This is a genomic window from Collinsella sp. UBA1693 (genome assembly GCF_002320115.1).
GTDB lineage: Bacteria > Actinomycetota > Coriobacteriia > Coriobacteriales > Coriobacteriaceae > Collinsella > Collinsella tanakaei.
This window is the reverse complement of sequence record NZ_DCJT01000012.1, coordinates 113,400-135,200: the sequence shown is the minus strand read 5'-3', so window position 1 is coordinate 135,200 and position 21,801 is coordinate 113,400. Positions and strand designations below refer to the sequence as shown.

General features: G+C 63.2%; 13 protein-coding genes. 8 read left to right on the top strand and 5 right to left on the bottom strand.

What is annotated here, in order from left to right; translation table 11 throughout:
- Positions 1 to 61 precede the first annotated feature (61 nt).
- The 8 genes from B3H65_RS08905 (at position 62) to dnaE (ending at position 15,968) form a co-directional block, all read left to right on the top strand.
- On the top strand, positions 62 to 1,279 hold the full coding sequence (locus B3H65_RS08905; protein ID WP_286684964.1) for an FAD:protein FMN transferase: 1,218 nt from the start codon (positions 62 to 64) through the stop codon (positions 1,277 to 1,279).
- 295 nt (positions 1,280 to 1,574) lie between these two features.
- On the top strand, positions 1,575 to 2,006 hold the full coding sequence (locus B3H65_RS08900; protein ID WP_286684963.1) for a hypothetical protein: 432 nt from the start codon (positions 1,575 to 1,577) through the stop codon (positions 2,004 to 2,006).
- A 582-nt stretch (positions 2,007 to 2,588) separates the two neighbouring features.
- Complete coding sequence (locus B3H65_RS08895; RefSeq protein WP_286684962.1) at positions 2,589 to 2,858, top strand: hypothetical protein; 270 nt, start codon at positions 2,589 to 2,591, stop codon at positions 2,856 to 2,858.
- Positions 2,859 to 3,020: 162 nt separating this feature from the next.
- Positions 3,021 to 3,923, top strand: coding sequence for a hypothetical protein (locus tag B3H65_RS08890; RefSeq protein WP_286684961.1), 903 nt, complete (start codon positions 3,021 to 3,023; stop codon positions 3,921 to 3,923).
- 482 nt (positions 3,924 to 4,405) lie between these two features.
- Positions 4,406 to 4,705 (top strand): YerC/YecD family TrpR-related protein, encoded by a 300-nt coding sequence (locus B3H65_RS08885; RefSeq protein ID WP_270241958.1) that lies wholly within the window; start codon positions 4,406 to 4,408, stop codon positions 4,703 to 4,705.
- Between the two features lie 246 nt (positions 4,706 to 4,951).
- On the top strand, positions 4,952 to 8,209 hold the full coding sequence (locus B3H65_RS08880; RefSeq protein ID WP_286684960.1) for a PD-(D/E)XK nuclease family protein: 3,258 nt from the start codon (positions 4,952 to 4,954) through the stop codon (positions 8,207 to 8,209).
- The gene (locus B3H65_RS08875; protein WP_286684959.1) at positions 8,210 to 11,944 is read left to right on the top strand and encodes a UvrD-helicase domain-containing protein; all 3,735 of its coding nucleotides are present in this window, start codon (positions 8,210 to 8,212) and stop codon (positions 11,942 to 11,944) included.
- A gap of 217 nt (positions 11,945 to 12,161) precedes the next feature.
- Complete coding sequence (dnaE, locus tag B3H65_RS08870) at positions 12,162 to 15,968, top strand: DNA polymerase III subunit alpha (RefSeq protein ID WP_286684958.1); 3,807 nt, start codon at positions 12,162 to 12,164, stop codon at positions 15,966 to 15,968.
- 502 nt (positions 15,969 to 16,470) lie between these two features.
- Here the strand turns inward: dnaE and B3H65_RS08865 are convergent.
- From B3H65_RS08865 to B3H65_RS08845, 5 genes are all read right to left on the bottom strand, one after another.
- A complete protein-coding gene (locus tag B3H65_RS08865) occupies positions 16,471 to 17,424 on the bottom strand; it encodes a hypothetical protein (RefSeq protein WP_286684957.1) in 954 nt (317 codons plus the stop codon).
- A gap of 240 nt (positions 17,425 to 17,664) precedes the next feature.
- Positions 17,665 to 18,153: a hypothetical protein gene (locus tag B3H65_RS08860; RefSeq protein WP_286684956.1), complete on the bottom strand. Its 489-nt coding sequence runs from the start codon at positions 18,151 to 18,153 to the stop codon at positions 17,665 to 17,667.
- A gap of 220 nt (positions 18,154 to 18,373) precedes the next feature.
- A complete protein-coding gene (locus B3H65_RS08855) occupies positions 18,374 to 18,646 on the bottom strand; it encodes a metal-sensing transcriptional repressor (protein ID WP_286684955.1) in 273 nt (90 codons plus the stop codon).
- A 13-nt stretch (positions 18,647 to 18,659) separates the two neighbouring features.
- Entirely contained in the window at positions 18,660 to 18,881 is a 222-nt protein-coding gene (locus B3H65_RS08850; RefSeq protein WP_286684954.1) for a heavy-metal-associated domain-containing protein, read from the bottom strand.
- 122 nt (positions 18,882 to 19,003) lie between these two features.
- Positions 19,004 to 21,358, bottom strand: a complete 2,355-nt coding sequence (locus B3H65_RS08845) for a heavy metal translocating P-type ATPase (protein WP_286684953.1) — start codon at positions 21,356 to 21,358, stop codon at positions 19,004 to 19,006.
- Positions 21,359 to 21,801 lie beyond the last annotated feature (443 nt).

Sequence of the window (21,801 nt, the reverse complement as noted above, 5' to 3'; positions counted from 1 at the left end):
TGCCCCGCCGCGCCACGCCGCGCGCCGCTGTACGGCGAAGCTAAAAGAGCAAAGGGAGAGCATGGTGCAGACCTATACATATGGCGATGCCAAAACGGCGATGCCCGCCTGGGCGCAGGACGGCTCGCGCTGCATTTCCTTCTTCCTGTTCAACACGCAGGTGCATATGCACGCATATGGTGATGCCGCCGCGGACCCCACGGGTCGCCTCGCGGCCGCGGACCCAAACGCCGCTGCCGGTCCAAGCACCGCCGCGAGCTCTGAAGCCACCGCGCGCCTGGACGCCGCGCTCGTCGCCGCCCGAGACCGCTGCCTATTTTTCGAGCGCGCCTTCTCGCGCACCCGCGATGACTCCGATATAGCCCGTGCGCACGCCGCCTCGCCCAACGCCGTGCCCGTCTCGCCCCAAACGGCCCGCCTGGTCCGCCAGGCCCTGGGCTATTGCGAGCGCAGCCGCGGCAAGTTCGACATCACCATGGGCACGGTGACCTCGCTGTGGAACTTCCACACCGGTGAGGTGCCCAGCCGTCTCGCGCTGGCGCGCGCCCTGCCTCATGTGGACTACCGCCATATAGTTTTGGACGAGGAGCCTCTGGGTAAAGATTCTCCGGTCCAGGGTTCTCTGGACGATGATGCTTTGAACGCCGGCACCTCCCGCGCGCCCTCTTCAAACACGCCCTCGTCCAAATCATCCCAGCCCACCCTTGCCATCACCGATCCCCAAACCATCCTCGATCTGGGCGGCGTCGCCAAGGGCTACATCGCCGACGATCTCACCGACCTCTTTATCGCTCATGGCGTCGGCCGTTTTGTCATCAACCTGGGCGGCAACGTGGTGGTGCGCGGGGGCCGACCCGCGGACGCGTCCGCCCGGCCTCCCGTGGCCGCCGGCAGCCCCTGGCGCATCGGCATCATCAACCCGCTTGACCCCGCGCACAACCGGGCCATCGTGGACATGGCGGATGGCTCCGTGGTCACCAGCGGCATCCATGAACGGCGCTTTACCAAGGGCGGCGTCACGTACCACCACATTCTCGACCCCGCCACCGGCATGCCCGCCAAGACCGATCTCACCAGCGCAACCATCATCGCCCCGCGCTCCATGGACTGCGACGGCTACTCCACCACCGCCCTCATGCTGGGGGCGCGCGACGCCATCGACTTTGTGGAGTCGCTGCCCGGTATCGAGGCCGTGCTCATAGATGAAGCGGACGAGGTCTGGTGGACGTCCGGCATCGAGGAGAGGCTGTCGCTGGTGCCCACGTTGCCGCGGTTCTAGGTCGCAGCGCTCCAATTGCATATGTGGACGAATGGCCTGCGCGCCGCCCCCGGCTTCCTCCAGGGTGTGTTCGCCGCATGCTGCGGCTCAGAACACCCTGGAGGAAGCCAAGGCAGGCGCGCCAAAACGTCCTTCTGCCTAAGGCAAAGAGACATCCCTTCCTCTTATTTTTTGCCATACACGGCTTGCCTTGTCTCGGTCACCCGTAAGGCGGTACAACCTGGTCAACGGCTGCGATGCCCTCATGTGTACCGGACAGATTGCCCTAGGGCAAATAGCGGTTTAGGAGATAGGGATGAACGCAAAACGAGTCTTTATTCCAATTGCATTTGTGACATGCGCGTCTCTTGGAATTGTTCCGGCCGTCTACGCGGATGTTCCGTCAGCTCAGGTGACGCCTTTGGAAGAAGGGGTTGCTGTTGCGGGCGGCGTTCTGGGTACAGACTACACGATGGATGCCGCCACGAATACGCTTACGATTTTGTCTTCAACGCCTCTCACGGTTTCTGGTTCAGGTGAGTTGAGGGTGGCCATCGATGGCAGCGTTTCTTCTGCGAAGCTGCTGCTGGATGGAGCGCGGTTGGCTCTCCTGCGGGCGGCGCCGGATTGGGCGGCGCCGGCGGTAGCCGTAGCTCTTATGAGGGCGGCAAGTCGACTCCGGTTGGCACAATTCGCATTGAAGGCGGAATTGTACATGCCGCTGGCGGTCCAGGGGGTGCCGGAATAGGCGCTGGTAAAAACAGCGCTACTGGTAACAAACCTATTGAATCCGACGGCTATGTGACTGCTGGCCGTATTGAGATTGCAGGCGGAACGGTATATGCAGAGGGAGGTTCGGGCGCAGCGGCAATTGGCGGCGGGCAGAATACTGACGGCGGTGATATCAGTAGTACCGGGGGGTAATTGAACGGGCTGCATCGGTTGGAAAGACGGGCGAAGGCTGCCCCGTTGATCCTTCCGATGGAGTGAAAGTTAATCAGGTTGTTGTGAGCGGCGGTGTAGTTAAGCCGACGGATGGGGCGGGGAAAACAACTTTAATCCCGATGCATACCTTGCTGAAGGATCGGAGCATGACCCGCAGGCAGGCGAGATAAGCAGAAAGGTCATTTCCATTGGGGGTGCCTACTGCAAAACTCTTGCAGAGGCGATTGAAGCTTGGTCCAGCAAGGAAACCCCCATTGTACTGCACGATGATATTGTGATCGACAAGCCGATTGAGGTCTCCAAGTCCGTCTTCATTCTCGGGGACAATCATTGCGTTAGCGTTAAGTCTGATAAGGGGCAGCTATTTAACGTAAGGGCAGAAGGCGTGTCGATATCGATGGACGGCGTGAAGCTGTCTTTCGATGGCGAGTCTGTTCCAATAGAGACCCCGCTTTCCGCGTTGACTTCGATAGAGATGCAAGGCTGCACAATTGAGGCTGGATCCGACGAGGGAAAGATAGTCAATTTTGCTCAAGGTGGACCGGTTCGATATGAGTTTGTCAACAACACCGTGAGCGTTCTTTCACGTGGCTTGCTAGTCAACGTATATAACGGATCGCGCATTGTTGATAACGAAATTGATCTTTTGAGCTAACACTATTCTGATGCCTACAGTACGGGTGCAATCTCCCTTACCGCTGTTTCGGGTGGAGATGGCGTAGAGATCAAGGGTAATACGCTTAAGAACGCGAATCGCGTGCTTGGCGTTGATCACGCCACAATCGAGGGAACAAAGATCGCTTTTAGCAAAAATAAGATGGTGAATTGTCGATTTGCTTTCGAGTTTGATCCAAGAAATGAAGGCGTCGAGGATGCGGACGCCGGAACATATGACATCGAGTATAACTACTATTCATTTGATGGAAAGGCGATGGCGCCTCGAGTCGAGGACGCGTCTTCCTCGGGGAGTCACTTTGATGGCTCGACTGAATATGTACCCACTGGTGCGTCTCGCGTAAAGAATTCAGTCTATTACCTGCGCGATACCATGCGTGATCAAGATTTGAATACCTACGTCCCGCCCGTGACGCCGCCGACCCCGTCCGACAAGACCGAGGTCGAGAAGAACCCAGACGGCTCCACCACGACCACGGTGACCAAGCCCGACGGATCTCAAACCATCACGCACGAGACCGCCACCGGCACCGAGTCCGTGGTCAAGAAGGACGAGGACGGCAAGGTGGAGCTGCCGCTCGCCGACGCGGAGTCCGGATCGGACGTCGAGAAGGCATCGGTCGTCGAGGTCAAGGTTCCCGCATCCGTCTCCGATAAGGCGCCCGTCCAGGTGACCGTGCCCGTGGCTAAGGACGAGGGCGACGAGCTAAACTATGGCATCGTGGTGTTTGCGGTCGATGCCGAGTGCAACGAGACAGTGATCCCCAAGTGCACGGTCGACAAGGACGGCAACGTCGTCTTCGAGGCCACGGGCGACGTCACGATCAAGGTGGTCGACAACGCCAAGGACATGCCCGACGTGACCGACGCCGACTGGTTCGCCGGCGAGGTCTCCGACTTCGCCAGGGACGCCATGTCTTGGGCGGTCGTCGAGGGCCTGTTCAGCGGCGACGACGTGACCGGCGAGCTCAACCCCACCGACGGCGCCGCCCGCGCCGAGGTGGCCGCCGTGCTCATGCGCTTCATCAACCTGATGTACGCGTAAGGGCCGCGGGCAAGGCGGACCGGCCGGACCAGCTAGACCGGCCGGGCCGGGCGGGCATGTTGATTTGCCGCTAAACAAATGGCCGCCACACGGGGCCGGTGCCGCTGCGGGCGCCGGCCCCGCTTCTTGCGCGATTCCCCTCAGCGCGCTTTGACCAGGAAGGCCTCCCGTCAGGCCGGGGCGCCCACCGGCTTATCTAAGGGATGCTCTGAGGCCCGCCAGGGCCGAACGCACCCCGTGATAAGACCGGTGGGGCCACGGCCGTGCGTCAACCCTTCCTCGTCCAAATACCCGCATGTATATTCCTCGTCCAAAAATTAGGTACCGCCGTTCTTCACCAACCGTCCACCGTTGGTGGTTACGTGCAACGCTTTATTTAAGTGGTGTGCTACACTTGCTTGGTTTACTGCGGCTGACGCTGCATATAATGAGCGACATGGTGAATCGACATAGTCGAGAAGCCGGTTTAGGGGAAGAGACCTATGAATATTGAAAAGATGTTCGAGCGCCCTGACGTCGAGCAGCTGGTGCATGCGTTCTCCCTGCTTGAGAACGAGGACGACATCAAGACGTTTTTGACCGATCTGTGCACGCCGCGCGAGATTTGCGACTTCGCCCAGCGGCTGCAGGTTGCACGCTATTTGGACGAGGGCGAGCCGTACGTTGAGGTGCAGGCCAGGACCGGCGCTTCGTCCACCACGGTGAGCCGCGTGTCCAAGGCGCTGAACGGCGAATACGGCGGGTATCGTCGTGTGCTGGTGCGCTTTGGCGACGACGTGTAGAAGCGGCGGCTCGCTGTTTGGCCGCGATGCGCGCGGTTTGACATCGGGCTTTGCGCAGTGCTTGTCACGGCATCATTCGGCATCCTGCTTTGTGGGCGGGGTGCCGTTTTTGTTTTCATGTCCGCACGAACGTGTAGCATAGAATGACATGTAATCGATAGGCTGGTTTGAAGGTCGGGCCGTGCCGGGCATGGCCGACGGCGGTGCAGAGGCGTCGTGACGGGCGAGGGCGAAGGTGAAGAGGCTGTGGCGTTTCAGTTGATATCTACGCGGGCGGGTGCTTGCCTGCTTGAGCAGGAGATCTCTCTTATAAGCGATGCCGTGCGCGCGTGCGGGCACGCCGTGCTGCTGGTTCCGTCCCGCCGCGAGCGCGATGCGTGCCGAGCGGCTCTGGCACGTGCCGGTGTTGGCGTTGGCGTTGATGTGACCACTCCGCCTTTGTGGATAGAGTCGCTTTGGGAGCTTATGGGCGACGGCCGCCGCATGGTCAAGGGCATTGAGCGCAACATGCTTATGGCAGACGTTGTGGCCGCGCGTTCTGCGGATGACCTGGCGCCGCTGCGCGCGAATCCCGGCACCGTTCGCATGCTGGCGCGCATGGCCCGCGACCTGCTTCCCTATGCTCATGGGGCGGATCGAGGCGCGGGCGCCGCAGCGGTGGGCGAGGGCGGCGGGGCGCTTGCTGGCCTGGCTACGCCGGCTGTTCCGGGTGTGCCAGCTACGCCGGCTGCTCCGGTCGAGTTTGCGGACGATGATTCCGAGCGCGTGGTGCTTGAGCTGCTGGACGCGTATGCGGCCGCGCTTGATAGCCGGCAGATGATTGAGCCCGTGACGGCTGCAGAGCAGCTGGGCGCCATGTTTGATGACGGCTTGCCCGTATGCGCCCGCTTTGTGGTGCTGCGCGACGTGACCATGCTGCCCGCGCGCGACTGGCGCTTGCTTTCTCGCGTGGCGCGCATGGGCGAGGTCCGTCTGCTGCTGAACCCGCAACAGGCGTCTTTTGCCGAGGATATTCGGGCGCATGTTGCATGCGAGGGTCCGCTCGACCTTGATGCGGTGACGCTCGCCGCGGGCCGTGCGACGGCTGCGCCTGCGGCGGGGGAGACGCGGTCCGCTGCGGATGAGGAACTGCCGCATGCCGCAGAGCCTCGCTTCTTAGAGGTGGCCGGCCCGCATGCCCGCGACCGCGCGTATGCGGACGAGATTGCTCGTCTGGCGGCAGAGCGCACCGCTTCTTGCGGGGCTGCCGCGGGCGCGCGGGGCGGCCAGGTCAACGTCGCTGCGGTGTGCGCCAAGCCCTCAAAGTTGGCTGCGGACCTGGCACCGTACCTGGCCGCGCGCGATATCGCCGCTACGTGCACGTACTTTGCGCGCTTTGGGCAGACGGCCGTGGGCAGGCAGTTTGCGGCGCTGTCCGATGTGGTGGAGCGCATGCAGGCCGTTGAGAACGAGGAGGCCCCCGGCGCCCTGTGGTGGCCGGCGCCCGAGCTGACCGACTGGTTGTACTCGCCCATATCTGGTGCGGACGCATCCACCGCCCGCATGTTCGATAAGAAGATTCGTCAAAACCGCTGCATGACGCCGCAAGCGGCCCTGCGTGCGCTGCAGAGCCACCAGGGCAGGATCAATGCAGCCCGCGCTAAGCTGGATGCGGGCAACCCCTTTGCTGGCGTGCCCGCGGTTTGCGCCGACGTGGTGAACTACCTGTGGCAGGGCCGTCCCGTCTCCGCCTTCAAGTCGATGGCGGCGGCTGCCCGCGCCCTGCCCGCATTCGCGCACGGCTCTGATGCCGGCAACGTGAACGCCGCCGTGGAGGCCGCGATGGCAGACGCCGCGGCGGACGCCCTCATGAACACGGCCCGCTTGCTGGATGTGTCGCAGGCCGTTGCCGCGACGGCATTGGACGGCGTGTGCGTGGTGGTGGAGGAGCGAATCGCCGCCCGTCCGCCGCGCGAGGATGCCGACGGGGGCGCCGATGCCGGCGCGGGCGCTGCCGCAGCCGACGCCGCGTCGCAGGTCCTCGTCCACTTTATGACGCCCGCAGACGCCGCGCTGCTTGAGCCGGGCAGCGTCGACGCCATGCTGCTGGCAGATGTTGACATAGAGTCCTATCCGCTCAACCGGCCGGAGGGCCCGTTGGTGACCATGCAGCAAGCGCGCGGAGTTCCTACCGTTTCGATCGATTCCGCCGCTCGCCTGCGAGACCTGTTTGGCCGGGCCCTTAGCGCCCCTTGCGCCGCAACGCTGACCCGCGTCACGCATGACCGGCAGGCAAAAGATCGCTACCCGGCGGCGATCTGGACGGAGCTGCTCGCCCGCGCGCAGGCGTCTAGCAAAGAGGATTCGTCCACGTTGCCCCTGGTGCGGTCCGTGGGCGAGGGCGATGTCGCCGCCAATTTCGACCCCATGGCGTGCCGCGATATGGAGGTGCGGCAGGTGGAGTGCCTGGCACCTCAGCGCCTGTCGAGCGAAGCCGTGCCCTATTTGGTTTTGTACCGCCGCGATCCCGCCAATCCGGATGGGCCGCTGGTGCCGCGCCAGCTGTCCGCCTCGCAAATCGAGAGCTACCTTACCTGCCCGCTGTGCTGGTTTATGGGCTCGCGCGTTCGCCCGCAGGGGCTGGACGCCGGTTTCTCCAACATGGAGAAGGGCAATTTTGTGCACGACGTGCTGTTCCGCCTGCACGCGGAGCTTATGGAGGACGGAACGGGTCGCGTGACGCCGGCGAATCTGGACGAGTGCCTGCAGCGTCTGCGCGGCGTGTTCGATGCGGTCCGCGCAGAGCATCAACGCGGCAAGACCTCCAGCTCTGGCGCGTTGGTGCCGTTGTCGCGCACGGAGAGCCTGCAGGTGGATGACATTTTGCCGCAGCTAGAGGCCGCGCTTCGCTACGAGGCGGACGCGCTGGCGCCGTTTGCGCCCGCCTACCTGGAGTACTCGTTCAACGAGCTGGGCGTGGACTACGCCGGCCGCCCGTTGGGAGGCCGCATCGACCGCGTGGACGTGGACCAAAACGGGCGCGCGGTGGTGATCGACTACAAGCATCGCTCCGACGTGCGCGCGTTCCAGGTCAAGGACCCCACGGTGGAGAACAAGGCGGGCGAGGTGCCGGCGGATGACCCGGACTGGTTGCCCGCTCACGTGCAGTCGCTCATCTACGCGCAGGCGCTGCGCCATTCCAGCCTGGCGCTGGATTCGCGCGCCGCGCTGTACTTCTCTACCAAGAGCAAGTCGCCCGCGTTGAACGGCGCCGCATCCGCAGAGCTGGTGGTGGTCGGCGCGGACGCGGAGCTTGACCCCGGCATGATCCCCGGTCTCAAGCGCGGTTTTCCGGACGAGGAAAACGGTGGCACCATGGGCTTCGATGCGCTGCTTGACCGCGTGGAGGCAACGATTACCCGCAAGCTTGACCAGCTTGAGGAGGGCGACATCCACGCCTCGTCCACGCGGCAGCAAAGCTGCGACTTTAACCACACCCTAGGATTCAAGCGGAGGAACGCGTAAATGGACCTATCAACGCTTATGCCCCAGCAGCGCGACATCGTGACCACGCTGGACCGCAAGCTTTTTGTGTCCGCGGGCGCGGGTTCGGGCAAAACCTTTACGCTGACACGCCGCATCCTGTGGGCGCTGTCGCCGGAGTCCGGCCCGTTTGTCGATGGTCTTGACCAGGTGCTGGCCATCACGTTTACCAAGGACGCCGCCGCGGAGATTCGCGAACGCGTCCGCGCCGCCCTGGTGGCAGAGGGAATGGAGCGCGCCGCGCTGTCTGTGGACGATGCCTGGATATCGACCATCCACGGCATGTGCTCGCGCATTTTGCGTGCCCACGCGCTTGAGCTTGGCATAGACCCGGAGTTCTCCGTGCTAGAGGATCCGGGCGACCTTATGGACTTGGCCGTGGAGCGCGTGCTTTCTCGCGAGGACTCGGCTTATGGGGACCTGTTTGGCTGGTACCCGCTTGCCGGCGAGTCCGCGCCGGGCGGTTTTGGCGGCGGCACCAGCGTGACCTCGCTGCTGCGAGTGCTGCTAGAGAAGGCGTCCGCCGCGCGCAACGGCTTTAGCGACCTGCGCATGCTGCAGGGTTCCGTTAACCTGGACGGCCTGGCGGACGCGTACCGTGGCTGCATGGGCATTACCGCCGGTGCCACCAAGACGGCGGAGGCCGCGCTCGCCGCGATCGAGGCGTTTGAAGCGGGCGAGAAGACCGTGGGCAACCTCATCGCCTGCATGATGGCCTGCAAGCCGCCGCGCTCAAGCAAGAACCTGCCTAAAGAACAGGTGAACCTGCTCAAGGCCGAGCAAGCGGACGCCTTTGTGAACGCCTACCTCGCCTTGGGCTCGCGCGCCACCCAGCAGCTGCTTGAGATCGCGCATGCGGTGTTTGACGAGTACAACCAGCTGAAATTCGACCGCTCCGTGCTGGACAACAACGACCTGCTCCGCCTTACCTACCAGGCTCTGCACGACAACCCCGCCATGCGCGAAGATTACGGGTCGCGCTTCAAGATGGTGATGATCGACGAGTTCCAGGATACCGACCAGCAGCAGGTGGACCTTATCAACTTCCTCACCGGCGAGGGCGGCCGCGCCCTGTGCACGGTAGGAGATGCCCAGCAGTCGATCTACCGGTTCCGCGGCGCGGAGGTCGATGTGTTCCGCCGTGCCCAGGCGCAGGTGGAGGCTGCCGAAGGCGCCGACGGTGCTGCGGGCGCCGGTGCTGCGGGCGCCGGTGCTGCGGGTGCCGCCGCCGGCCGCGTGGTGCAGCTGGTCAAGAATTTCCGCAGCCATGCCGAGATCTTGGATTACGTGGCAGCCATCTTCGACGGAACGCCCCAGGGCCGCGGCGGCCTTATGCAGGGCTTCCTCAACCTGCAGGCGCACGATGGCCGCAAGGACGGCATGGTCGCCACCGGCGTGAACCGTCGTCAGGCCCTGCTGGTCGCGGGCGGCAGCACGCAGGAGCGCGCCCAGGCCCGCGCCCAGGCCATCGCCCGCCGCTTCCGCGAGCTGGCGGACGCGGGCCAGCCCGTGGGCGGCATGGTCTTGCTGCTTGGCGGCATGCCGCGTGCCAACATGTACGCGGACGCCTTCCGCGCCCAAGGGCTCGACTGCGTCATCTCGGGCGGTTCGGTCTTCGCCCAAACGCAGGAGGCCGCTGCGGTCCGCGCGCTGGTGTGGACGCTGGCAAACCTTGCGGATACCGCGCAGGGCCTGGCGCCGCTGTTGGCGTGCGACATGTTCTCGCTGGGTGCGCAGGAGTTTCTGGCCCTGGCGACCGCGAAGGACGAGCAAACTGGTGAGACCCGCCGCCGCAACATAGACGCCGGCCTCATGAGCGATGAGGACGCGGACGGCCTGCGCGACCTGCCGCTGGTGGACCGCGCCCGCGCCGTGCTGCGTCCCGCGCTTTCCCGTGTGGGCCGCGACTCCCTTGCCGCGATCGCCCGCGACGTGGTGAACCAGTCCGGCTGGATGGTTCGCTTGGCCGGCCAGGGGGCGGAGGGACGCGCCCGCGCCGCCAACGTGCTCAAGGCGCTGGATGCCATCGCGGAGGCGGAGGCTCAGTTGGGTCCCGCGCCGCGCCAGGTCGCCCTTGCCTACGATAGGTTCCTGGAGGGCAAGCAGGCCCCCGGCGCGCTCAACGAGGAAGGCGGCAACGCGGTGCGCATCATGACGGTGCACGCCAGCAAGGGCCTGGAGTTCCCGGTTGTCGCCGTGGCGGAGTGCTTCTCCATTAGGTCCGGCAACGCCAAGCTGCAAAGCCTGCGAGATGATGACGGTTCTATCAGCTTGGTCGCGCTGCCCAGCCAGTTTCCCTCGGCGCGCTCGGCGGACGGTGCGTACATCAAGGGCGATGACGTGGCGAAGGAGTTCAAGAAGTACCTGGGAGGCTCCAGTGCGTGGCTTACCAGCGAATATGCGGACGATGTGTGCGCAAGCGATTCCGCTGCGGGCGCATGGCTTGCCATGAGCGAGCGCGAGACCCGGCTTGAGCTGCAGGAGCGCGAGCGCTTGCTCTACGTCGCCATGACGCGCGCCCGCGAGTACTGCCTGCTCGCCATGGACGCGCCCGTGCGATCGGTAAACAAGCAGCCGGTGCTCGACCTGCGCGATGATATCGACCTCACGGGTCGCGTGCTCGAGCAGATTCTTCCCGCCGGCTCCGCGCTCAACGGCGGCATGCTGTGTTTTGAGGATTCTCGCCGTGGCGACTTCGAGTTGCTTGCGCTGCAGGACTTCGCGTGCGGCGATGCGGCCTACACGCAAAACTACTCGGTGGAGGATGGCTGCTTCATCGGCGAGGACGCCGCTGCTGCGGACGCCGGCGCTGCGGACACCGCGGCCGCAGCCGGCACCGCCGCCGTTGTTGCCGCCGCCGGCGACGCCGCAGCTGCGGGGGAGACCGCCTGCGACCCCATGGCGGACGACGGTGAGGCGCCGGATGCGTTTACGCTGGTGGCTCCCGCCGCCTGCCCGTGGCGAGCGAGCGTGGCCTCGCGCGCCCCGCGTGAATCCTACAGCTACTCGTCCATAGCCAAAGAGCTGCATGGGGAGGATGAGGACCGCGCGATGCCCGCCCCCTTTATCGATGCTCCGGAAGATGCGGATGATTTCGAGGCGTTCGAGCCCCTGGCCGTGATGGGCGCCGACGGGCGGGCCGCCGGCGAACAGAACTCTGCGGAAGCCGCCGATGCCGCCGTCTCTCGCGACGGCGACCCCACGGCGCTGGGCAGCGCGTTCCATGCTGCTTGCCAGTGGATGGTCGAGATGGGGGAGGACCGCGTGCCCACCGCTCGCCGCGACGCCCTGGCGCGCTATTGGGGGTGCACGCCTGCGCAGCGCGAGCGCTTAGATGCGGCGCTTGATCGTTGGTGCTCGTCCGCCATTCGCTCCGAGGCGCTGGCCTGGCCGCAGGTCCGCGCGGAGGTGCCGTTCTTCTCGCTGGGCGCGGACGATTTGACGGAGCGTTTCGGCGAGTTCGCGGAGGGCGCTATCGACCTGTTGTGCACCGATCCCGATGACCCCGCCCGCGCGCTGGTGATCGACTACAAGACCGGCGGGTCTTCGCAGGAGACGCCTGAGCAGCTGCAAGATAAGCACGCCCTGCAGGCGCATGTGTACGCGGACGTGCTGCACAAGGCGGGGTTTGAGCGGGTTGACCTTGCGTTTGTGCGTGTGGAGGTGGAAGACCCGGCAGCTCCGGGTCAGCCCCAGGTTGTGAGCTACCAGATGTAGCGGACGAGGGCGCGCGTGCCGGTATGGTGGGCGCGCGACCGCGTCCCTCGTCCAGAGAACCGAACAGGCTATGTTGCTTTGGGCGATACCGCGTTGCGGTCAAGGCGGCGTCTGCGCGGTCGGTTAGAATCGATAGCGTTCAAAAAGGGGCTTGCGCGGCGGTGGGGCTGCGCGGGCCCTGACGAATTCTCAGCACATCAGATCGGAGTTTACGCACATGGCATTCGTCCACCTTCACAACCACTCCGAGTATTCGATGCTCGATGGCGCCACTCGTATCAAGGACATGGTGGGTCGCGCTGTCGAGCTTGGTATGCCGGCAGTTGCGCTGACCGACCACGGCTACATGTACGGCATCCCCGAGTTGGGCCTTGCGTGCGACGCGGTTAACCATGGCACGCCGGAGTACAAGACCTGGAGCCACGACAAGTCGTTTTTGGAGAAGGGCCGCCGCGCAGAGTTGGAGGAGCCCGATCCGGAGAAAGATCCGCGCGCCTACGAGCAGTTCCATAAGGATATGGCCGCGTGGGACGCCGAGGGCAGCGTTGACTCGGTAAAGCCGCCGCTGGTGATCAAGCCCATCTTTGGCTGCGAGGTCTATTTCACGCCGGATGACACCTTGTCGCGCGACAAGAAGCCCGAGCTGTACCACATGGTGCTCTTCGCCCGCAACCAGACCGGCTACGTTAACTTGATGCAGACCGTCTCCGAGGCGGCCGTCGACGGCTTCTACTACAAGCCGCGCGTCACCCTGGACAACCTGCGCCGCCACCGCGAGGGACTTATCGCGAGCTCGGCCTGTATCGCCGGCATCATCCCCAAGATGATCGACCGCGGCGACCTGCCTCGCGCGCTCGAATGGGCGGAGACTTTCCGCGACCTGTTCGAGCCCGGCTGCTTCTACATCGAGATCCAGGAGCACGGCATCACCACGGACTCCGGCATGACGGACGAGCAGATGGACCGTCAGCTGATCGAAATCGCCAAGCAGATAGGCGTCAAGGTCATCGCTACAAACGACTTCCACTACCTTACCCGCGACGACGCGCCGGTGCAGGACGTCATGATGTGCATCGGCATGAACTCCAAGGTGGACGACCCCAATCGCATGCGCATGCAGGGCTCGGAGTTCTATATGAAGTCCGAGGACGAGATGCGCGCGATGTTCCCGTACTGCCCCGAGGCGTGCGACAACACCGTCGAGCTGGCCGAGAAGTGCGACGTCGAGCTGGACTGGGACAGCATCATCCTGCCCAACTACCCGCTGCTCGATCCCGGCGAGACGCATGAGAGCCAGTTCCGTCGCGAGTGCGAGGAGGGCTTGGCGCTGCGCTACGGCGAGGACTGGGACGGCAAGGAGATCGGCGGCGTCAACATCCGCGAGCGCTTCGAGTTCGAATACAAGGTCATCTGCGAAAAGGGCTTTGCCGCGTACTTCTTGATTGTTGCGGAGTACGTTCGCTGGGCTAAGCAAAACGGCATCGGCGTCGGCCCGGGCCGTGGCTCGGCTGCGGGCGCACTGGTCGCCTACGCGATGGACATCACCACCTTCGACCCCTTGAGCAACGGCTTGATGTTCGAGAGGTTCCTGTCGCCCGAACGTACCGAGATGCCCGATATCGATATGGACTTCGACGATGAGCGGCGCCTGGAGGTGGTGGAACACGTCCGCCAGCTCTACGGCCCCGAGAAGGTTACCCACGTCATCACGTACTCGACCATCAAGGCCAAGCAGGCCATCAACGACTCGGCCCGCGTTTTGGACTACCCGGTCTACATGGGCCAGCGCCTGTCCAAGATGGTGTCGAGCGACCCCTCCGTCAAGCTGCGCCAGGTGCTGGAGAAGGTGCCGGGCAAGGAGGACCTCTACAACCCGGACTTTGAAGAGGCGTACAAGCGCGACGATGACGCGCGCCGCATCATCGATACCGCGCTCTCCATCGAGGGCTTGACGCGCGGCGAAGGCGTGCACGCATGCGCGGTTCTAATCTGCCGCGACGCGGTCAACGAGCACGTCCCCACCAAGCTGGACACCAAGGGCGGCGTCGAGATCACCCAGTACGAAGGCCACACGGTCGCGGACATGGGCCTGCTCAAGATGGACTTCCTGGGCCTGCGCACCCTGACGGTCATCTCCAAGGCCAAGGCCAACATCAAGGCAAACTACGGCATCGATATCAACCCCGACGAGATTCCGTTCGACGACCCCAAGATCTTTGAGCTCATGAGCGCCGGCCGTACCGCGGGCGTGTTCCAGGTAGAGTCCGCAGGCATGACCGCGACCATCAAGAACATGAAGCCCACCGAGTACAAGCACGTGGTCGCTCTTATCGCCCTATACCGACCGGGCCCGCTGGGTGCAGGCATGGTTACCAGCTACATCAACCGTATGAACGGCAAGGAGCCGGCGGTCTCCTACGACCCGCGCCTGGACGGCATCTTGGGCGAAACCTACGGCACCATGGTCTACCAGGAGCAGGTTATGCTCATCTCGGTCGAGATGTGCGGCTTCTCCAAGGGCGAATCCGACTCGCGCATCCGTAAGCCGGTTGCTAAGAAGAAGATCAAGATGCTGACCGACCAGGTCTTCAAGTGGTCGGACGGCGAGGACGAGACCATCTACGACCACTGGATGAACGGCGCGGAGCGCAACGGCTATAAGCGCGAGGTTGCCCAGCGCATCTGGGACGACGTTCTCGAGTTCGCATCCTACGCGTTCAACAAGTCGCACTCCGCCGGCTACGCGATCCTGGTTATGCAGACCGCTTGGCTCAAGGCGCACTACCCGCACGAGTACATGGCGGCGGTTCTTACCTCCTACACCGGTAAGACCGAGAAGATCGTTCACTACGTCTCCGCGTGCCGTCACGACGGCATCCCCGTCCTGCCCCCTGACGTCAACGAGTCCGGTAAGGAGTTCACGGCTACGGCCGAGGGCGTCCGCTTCGGCCTTGCCGGCATCCGAGGCGTGGGCGAGGGCGTGGCGCAGGCAATCATCGACGAGCGCGAGGCGAACGGTCCGTACAAGAACCTGCACGACTTCGTCGAGCGCGTGGACTCCAGCCAGGCGAACCGCCGCGTCATCGAGGCGCTTATCCGAGCGGGCGCGTTCGATAACTCCGGTTACCCGCGCCGCCAGATGATGCACTTTGTGGACAAGGAGAACCCCGAGAACATCATCGACGCCGCCGTAAAGCGCCAGAAGGACCGTGCGAACGGCCAGACCTCGCTGTTCGATGTGTTCGGCGATGTCGAGGGTTCCGGCTTCGAGGTCGTTGTTCCCGAGCCCGATGGCCAGGAGTGGGACCGTCACATGAAGCTCTCCCAGGAGCGCGACGTATTGGGCATCTACGTCTCCGACCATCCGCTGCGTCCTTACGAGTACGCCCTGGGCAAGGCACGCGAGTTCTCGCTGTCCCAGATCGATACCGGCTATGAGACCGCGTCTCCCACCGGCGAGGGAACCATCAACCAGGAGATTCCCGAGGGCAAGCAGTTCTGGTTCGCGGGCATGGTGTCCGACGTTTCCAAGCGCGTCACCAAAAATGGCGACCCCATGGCAATCGTCACCTTGGAGGACATGGAAGGAGAGGCCACAGTGGTGGTCTTCCCCAAGACCTACAAGGAGGCGGAGGGTTATCTCTACGGCGAGACCGATCCCGAAACTGGTGCGGTGCTCTCCGATGCGTTCATCCGCGTCCACGGCAAGCTCGAGCGCTCCGACCGCGGCGACCAGATCATCGCCCAGGAGATCTTGCCGCTGGAGCTCAACGAGGAGACCAACCGCCCCAAGGTCTTCGAGATCATGGTTCCAAGCTCGCGTTTTAGCCAGTCCAACATGTCGCGCTTAGCGACGGTGCTCGCCACCAACCCGGGCGGCGACCGTGTCGAGCTCTTTATCGAGCAGGCAGATGGCCAGACCATGCGCGCCGAGATTCCCGCGCGCGTGAATGCTCGTTCGATCCCGCTGCTCGCCGAGGTCAAGGGCATCGTGGGCGTGAAGGGTCGCGTTACCATCATCTAATTGCGAAGAGGGCCGCCTTTGCGGGCGGCCTTCTTCGTCTTTTGCAGCGAAGGGCTTTGTTGTAAAGAGTCGAGTATGCGGTTTGACTGGATCTTTATTCATGTTTTTGCCTCATTTTAGCTCGCTGAAAAACCGTTGCCTTTCGCTGTGGCAGCTGAGGGCCACGAGGTGGGTACGAACCCGTTTGGCCAAAGGAGGAAAGTTCCCCTTTAGTGCCATGGGGACTGTCTTAGAGCCATCCTCTCGAGACTCGAGCCGTTTGGTGCTTTCTTTTTTGTCAGAGGTCACGCGCAAGAGCGCTTCAAGCTTTTGAATAATAGTTGCAGATTCGAGTAAAACGTAATTTATACAACAAGTATACTAATTGCATAAAAATCGAGCGGTTGGGTTTTACCCACCTCGTGGCACTCAGCTGCCAACCCGATCGAGGACGGTTTAATGTCCATCATTTCCGGGTGTTACCCAAGAGCCGATTGGACAGTTTTGCTCGACGTGCGGGTCATTATCGAGAATATTTCTCAATTGCAGGCAAGAGCCGAGCCCTTAGCACGGTTTGCAGCGCCTCATAGCTTTTACTGAGCGTTCGCAGGCGTACATGCAGCACCTTTGCCAGCTCTTGGAGGAACTTGCCATAGAGGTGGTCTTGGACAAGGTTCTCGTACCACACGGAAAGGATGGTCCACCCCGATCCCGAGAGCGTGTTTTGTCTCCGGTCATCGCGCGCGGTCTTTTCTATCGAGTGCGCATCCCTGCCTTTGTACTCCAGTCCCACCTTTGCCTCGGGGAACGCCACGTCAACGTACTTGGTTCCCTGGGACGTGACCACGGGATGGTTAAGGCTGATGGGTCCCAGGTTCTGTCCTCCAAGGTGCTTGGGCAGGCTGAGCATCATGGCGAGTGCCGTCTCCATGGGGGAGTTCGATCCATCGCGAACGTGCCGAAGCGCCTTGCGGGCCACATCGATGCCGGGCCGCCCTGTAAGGTCGTCGACCACGCGCTGGATCTTCTCTGTCGATGTGGCGCACACCGCGTTGGAGATATAGCCGTCCCAGCAATCGCTGATGAGGTAGGTGCCGCACAGCTCGTAGCCAAGCTCTATAAGGTCGATCGCGCCATAGTCGGGGGAGAGGGCAAGGTCGCAGAAAAGCAGCTCCGGCCCGGTGATAAGCGGTCCGCCGTGTTCGCTGCGCAAAAGCGTTTGGAAAGGCAACGGACGCTCCCTGATGTGGTAGACAACGTCTTTACGCGCATAGCGAAGCCGTTTTGTAGGAACAAGGATGTGGTACGGCTCTTCCTTTAACCCAATGCGCGCCATATCGTCATGGAGCATGATTGGATGAGGGATGGGCGTGTCATCCAGCTGCGAGCAGCGGGGGCCGTCCAGCAAGGTGGGCAGCAGCCGTCCGCTCGATCTAAGTGCCTCAAGGGCTGATGTGTTGCAAATACAGATACTCATGCCGCGAATGCTATCTTGCAGCGCGCCCGCTCAGTGTCGTTCAATTCTTCCAAAAAGTATTGCTGCGGCACACCCGTATCTATGCAGCATTGCGTTTCCGCAGGTGGATGGCGATGTTCGTATCAAAGAAAAAAAACTCGCCAGAGACCTCAATCTCCAGCGAGTTCATCAAATGCATGCAAATAGAAGTGCCGTCTTTGCAGGTCATGGCAAACTGCCATCGCCTGCCGGGTCATTCGATTAGGAAACCTTTTCCACCTTGGTGCCGCAGCGCGGGCAGGTCACGCGAATGTGGCCCTTGCCGCGCGGAACGGAAAGAATGGCGCCGCAGGTCTTGCAGCGGAAGAACAGCGTGGTCTTGCGCTCGCGCCACATGCGCTCGGCGGTGCGCTTGGTGCGGCCAAAGTCGGGGCCGGAGCCCTGTGCGGGGCGTTGCGCGGACGCGCTCGATGCGGAGCGCGGGCCCTTTTCGCGGTCAAGCCAGCCAATGTGCGGCCCTACAACCGGAATCTTGCGTGCCAGATCCAAGAACATCTGGTTCTCGCGCTCGCGGGCCGGAATGCTCTTGGAGAATGCGCGCAAAATCGCCAGGACCACCACCACAAGTGCGATCCAAGAAAGCGGCGCCAGGCTGGCAAGCGACCCTATCAGGGCGAGAACCATGCCAAGCACGCCAAGGCTAAGGGTAAGGTCATCGACGCCGTAGCGTCCTTTCATAAAATCCTGCATGTGCAAGCTCCTTCACTATGGTCAAAGACCAATTATGCCCAATGCTACGCCACCCAACCCGCCGCGCCGACCTAAAAGCGCAAAAAAGCGGCATCCTCGCTCCATTTTGTGGACGAGGATGCCGCTAGGGTGCCTTACGGCATTGTGAAAAGGGTTTGCCATTGGAGAAATAATCGGCCCATCTGGCGAGCCCGCGCAGTTTGCCGCGTAGCTCGTGGTCCTACTTCACGAGCTTATCGATGACCTTCTCGATCTCCTGCAGTTTCTGCTCCTTTTCCAGCGGCGAGCCTGAGTCCGCCGCCTTGCGCACGCAGTGCTCGATATGGGCTTTGAGGACGTCGGCGTTTACGCGGGCGAGAAGCGACTGCGTCGCCATCAGCTGGGTGGATATGTCGATGCAGTAGCGGTCCTCCTCGACCATGCGCATAATGCCGTCGATCTGGCCGCGCGCCGTCTTGAGCAGGCGCATCGTGCGATCGTGGTCTGCCATCATGGCGCAGCCCGCCCTAGGCTTCGGTGACGCTGAGGGCGTGGAATTTCTCGCCAGCGGCATGTACCGCCTGAGCGAGCAGGTTGGTGTCGACGGCCTCGCTGGTCTCGACTTCAACGGTCTGGGTCTCGTGGTCGGCGTCGGCGCCGGTCACGCCGGCGACCTTCAAAAGCTCGGTCTCCATAGACGCGTCGCAGTGGCCGCACATAAGGCCTTCGGTCTTGATGATGTACTTCATGGTGTCGTCCTTTCAATCAAAGGTGTAATGCCAAGGGTGTATAGAGGCGCATGCCAGAGGTGCATGCCAAGGAAGCGGCGGGGTCGCATCGTCGCATATTCGCGCGTGCGGACACCACGCTGCTACTCGCTCGCCCTAAATCCGCGCAAGCGAAGGGCGTTGCCCACCACGCATAGCGACGAGAGGCTCATCGCCGCAGCGCCAAACATGGGCGAGAGCTGCCATCCCAAGATGGGGAAGAAGACGCCTGCCGCCAGCGGGATGCCAAGGGAATTGTAGAACAGGGCCCAGAACAGATCCTGTTTGATGTTGCGGATGACGGCGCGCGAAAGCTCGATGGCGCGGGGCACGTCAAGAAGGTCGCTGTGCATAAGAACCACATCCGCGCCCTCTTTGGCCACGTCCGCGCCGGCGCCTATCGCCAGGCCAACGTCGGCTCGCGCCAGGGCGGGCGAGTCGTTGATGCCGTCTCCCACCATCGCCACGCGCTCGCCGGCGTCTTGCAGCTCGCGTACCAAACGCTCCTTGTCTGCGGGCAAGACGTCCGCGACCACCCGCGCCACGCCCACGCGTTTTGCGATCGCCTGCGCGGTCAACGCGTTGTCGCCGGTGAGCATAACGGTCTTGATGCCCAGGCGATCCAGGGCGGCGATGGCTTGAGCGCTGGTGGGCTTGACCTCGTCCGCAACCGCGATGGTTCCAACAAGGTGTCCGTTCTTGGCAAAGAACAGCGGCGTCTTGCCCTCGTGGGCAAAGCTCTCTCGCACGGCCCGGTCGACCTCTATGCCAAGATCAGCCATAAGGCGGTCGTTGCCGGCGGCGATCTGGTTTGCGCCCTCGCGCGCGGTCACGCCGCGGCCGGGCAGCGCTTGGAAGTCTTCTACGCGGCGGGCGACTATGCCCATCTGGTCCGCGCGGGCCATGATGGCTTCTGCCAGCGGGTGCTCGCTGCCCTTCTCAAGTGCGGCGGCGAGCTTCATCAGCGCCTTCTCGCTCATGACGGGCGCGCCGTCCGGGCCGGTGGCGGGCAGGACATCGGTCACGTTGGGAGCTCCCGCGGTGATGGTGCCGGTCTTGTCCAGCACCACGGTGCCAACGCCGCGCAGGTTCTCAAGCGCCTCGGCGTTCTTGAACAGCACACCCATCTCCGCTCCCTTGCCGGTGCCCACCATGATGGCGACTGGCGTGGCCAGGCCAAGTGCGCACGGGCAGCTGATAACCACCACGGCGACCGCTGCGGTAAGGGCCTCGTTGACGTCGCCGGTGAAAATCATCCATGCGGCAAACGTCACCGCGGCGATCGCCAGTACCACGGGAACAAAGACGCCGGCGACTTTGTCCGCCAGGCGGGCGATGGGGGCTTTGGTTGCGTTGGCGTCTTCTACCAGCTGGATAATCTTGGCCAAGCTGGTGTCCGCGCCCACGCGGGTGGCGCGGAACGTGAACGTGCCCGTGCGGTTGATGGTCGCGGCGGATACGGTGTCGCCGGGGTTCTTCTCTACGGGGATCGACTCACCGGTCAGCGCGCTCTCATCGATAGAGCTTGCGCCTTCCAGCACAACGCCGTCTACGGGCACGGATTCGCCGGGGCGCACGCGTATGACCTGGCCGGGTAGGATCGCCTCTGCCGCCACGGTGGATTCGCTGCCGTCCTCGTCCACAACGCACGCGGTCTTGGGCGCCAGGTCGATGAGCTTTTCAATGGCTCCACCCGTCTTGGACTTTGCGCGCGTTTCCAGATACTTTCCTACCGTGACCAGCGACAGGATGGTTCCTGCGCTTTCGAAGTACAGGTTGTCCATAGCGGTGGTCGCCGCGGCGTGGACATCTCCCGCGGCTAGCTGGTCGGCCATGACGAACATCGCGTAGACCGACCACGCCACGCTGGCGCTCGCGCCGATGGCGATCAGGGCATCCATGGTGGGCGCGCCGTGGACGAGCGATTTGAAACCGCCGGTGAAGTACGAGCTGTTCACATATAGAATCGGCAACAGCAGCAGCAGCTCGGCCAGCGCCAGCGTCATGGCGTGGTCGTGGTCGCCCAGCGCGGCGGGCAGCGGCCAGCCTAGCATATGGCCCATGCCTATGTAGAACAACGGGACCAAAAACGCCAGCGACACCGCAAGGCGCCCCTTCATGGCGTCGGCGGTCGCTTGCAGCTTCTTTGTGGGCGATTCTGGACGAGAAGCTCCCGCCGCTCCCGTCAAGCGCGCGCCGCCTGCCACCCCGGCGGCCCCGCCCGTGCCCGGCGCGCCCGCTGACCCGCCGGCGAGGGAGGCCGTGTAGCCCGCCCGGTCCACGGCGGAGCAGATCTCCTCCGCGCTTACTCTGTTGGCGTCGAAGTCGACCGTCATGGAGCCGGAGAGCAGGTTGACGGCGACCTCCTGCACGCCGTCGAGCTTGCAGACCGCCTTGTCAACATGCGCTTGGCAGGCAGCGCACGTCATGCCCCCGACATCGAATCTCTCATGAGCCATAGCATGCTCCTCTCGCGTGTTTACTGAGGCTTACTATATCACCCATACCCCCTGGGGGTGTATGGGAAGCTGAATAAACCGTCCATTCACGCAAGGACGTAGTATTCGCAAGGACGTGGGGCGGGGCGCGCCGTTTTCGCTGGCGCCCTATACGACTAACGCGCGGTGTTGCCACATCCAATCGGCAGACGTTGCAACTTGGGCGGTAAACGTGGGGTTTGAGTGCTTGTTTATTCGCGGCAGGGGAGGAACGGGGCGATGCCCCATATACTTAGCGCTTGGCGGAACCTGCTCCATCGCCACGGCCTTTTCGGCTTTCGCGATCCGCCCGCGCGGCATCCATCCTCCCGCGCGCCTTTGAATTTGCCTGATAGCTAACCTGCAGCGTTCGCGCGACACCGACCGCGCTCCAGACGTGCGACCGATTTGCCGGCGAACCCTGC

Coding starts and splice junctions, on each gene's coding strand:
- B3H65_RS08905 (WP_286684964.1), top strand. CDS start 62: ATGGTGCAGACCTATACATATGGCGATGCCAAAACGGCGATGCCCGCC.
- B3H65_RS08900 (WP_286684963.1), top strand. CDS start 1,575: ATGAACGCAAAACGAGTCTTTATTCCAATTGCATTTGTGACATGCGCG.
- B3H65_RS08890 (WP_286684961.1), top strand. CDS start 3,021: ATGGTGAATTGTCGATTTGCTTTCGAGTTTGATCCAAGAAATGAAGGC.
- B3H65_RS08885 (WP_270241958.1), top strand. CDS start 4,406: ATGAATATTGAAAAGATGTTCGAGCGCCCTGACGTCGAGCAGCTGGTG.
- B3H65_RS08875 (WP_286684959.1), top strand. CDS start 8,210: ATGGACCTATCAACGCTTATGCCCCAGCAGCGCGACATCGTGACCACG.
- dnaE (WP_286684958.1), top strand. CDS start 12,162: ATGGCATTCGTCCACCTTCACAACCACTCCGAGTATTCGATGCTCGAT.
- B3H65_RS08865 (WP_286684957.1), bottom strand. CDS start 17,424: ATGAGTATCTGTATTTGCAACACATCAGCCCTTGAGGCACTTAGATCG.
- B3H65_RS08860 (WP_286684956.1), bottom strand. CDS start 18,153: ATGCAGGATTTTATGAAAGGACGCTACGGCGTCGATGACCTTACCCTT.
- B3H65_RS08855 (WP_286684955.1), bottom strand. CDS start 18,646: ATGATGGCAGACCACGATCGCACGATGCGCCTGCTCAAGACGGCGCGC.
- B3H65_RS08850 (WP_286684954.1), bottom strand. CDS start 18,881: ATGAAGTACATCATCAAGACCGAAGGCCTTATGTGCGGCCACTGCGAC.
- B3H65_RS08845 (WP_286684953.1), bottom strand. CDS start 21,358: ATGGCTCATGAGAGATTCGATGTCGGGGGCATGACGTGCGCTGCCTGC.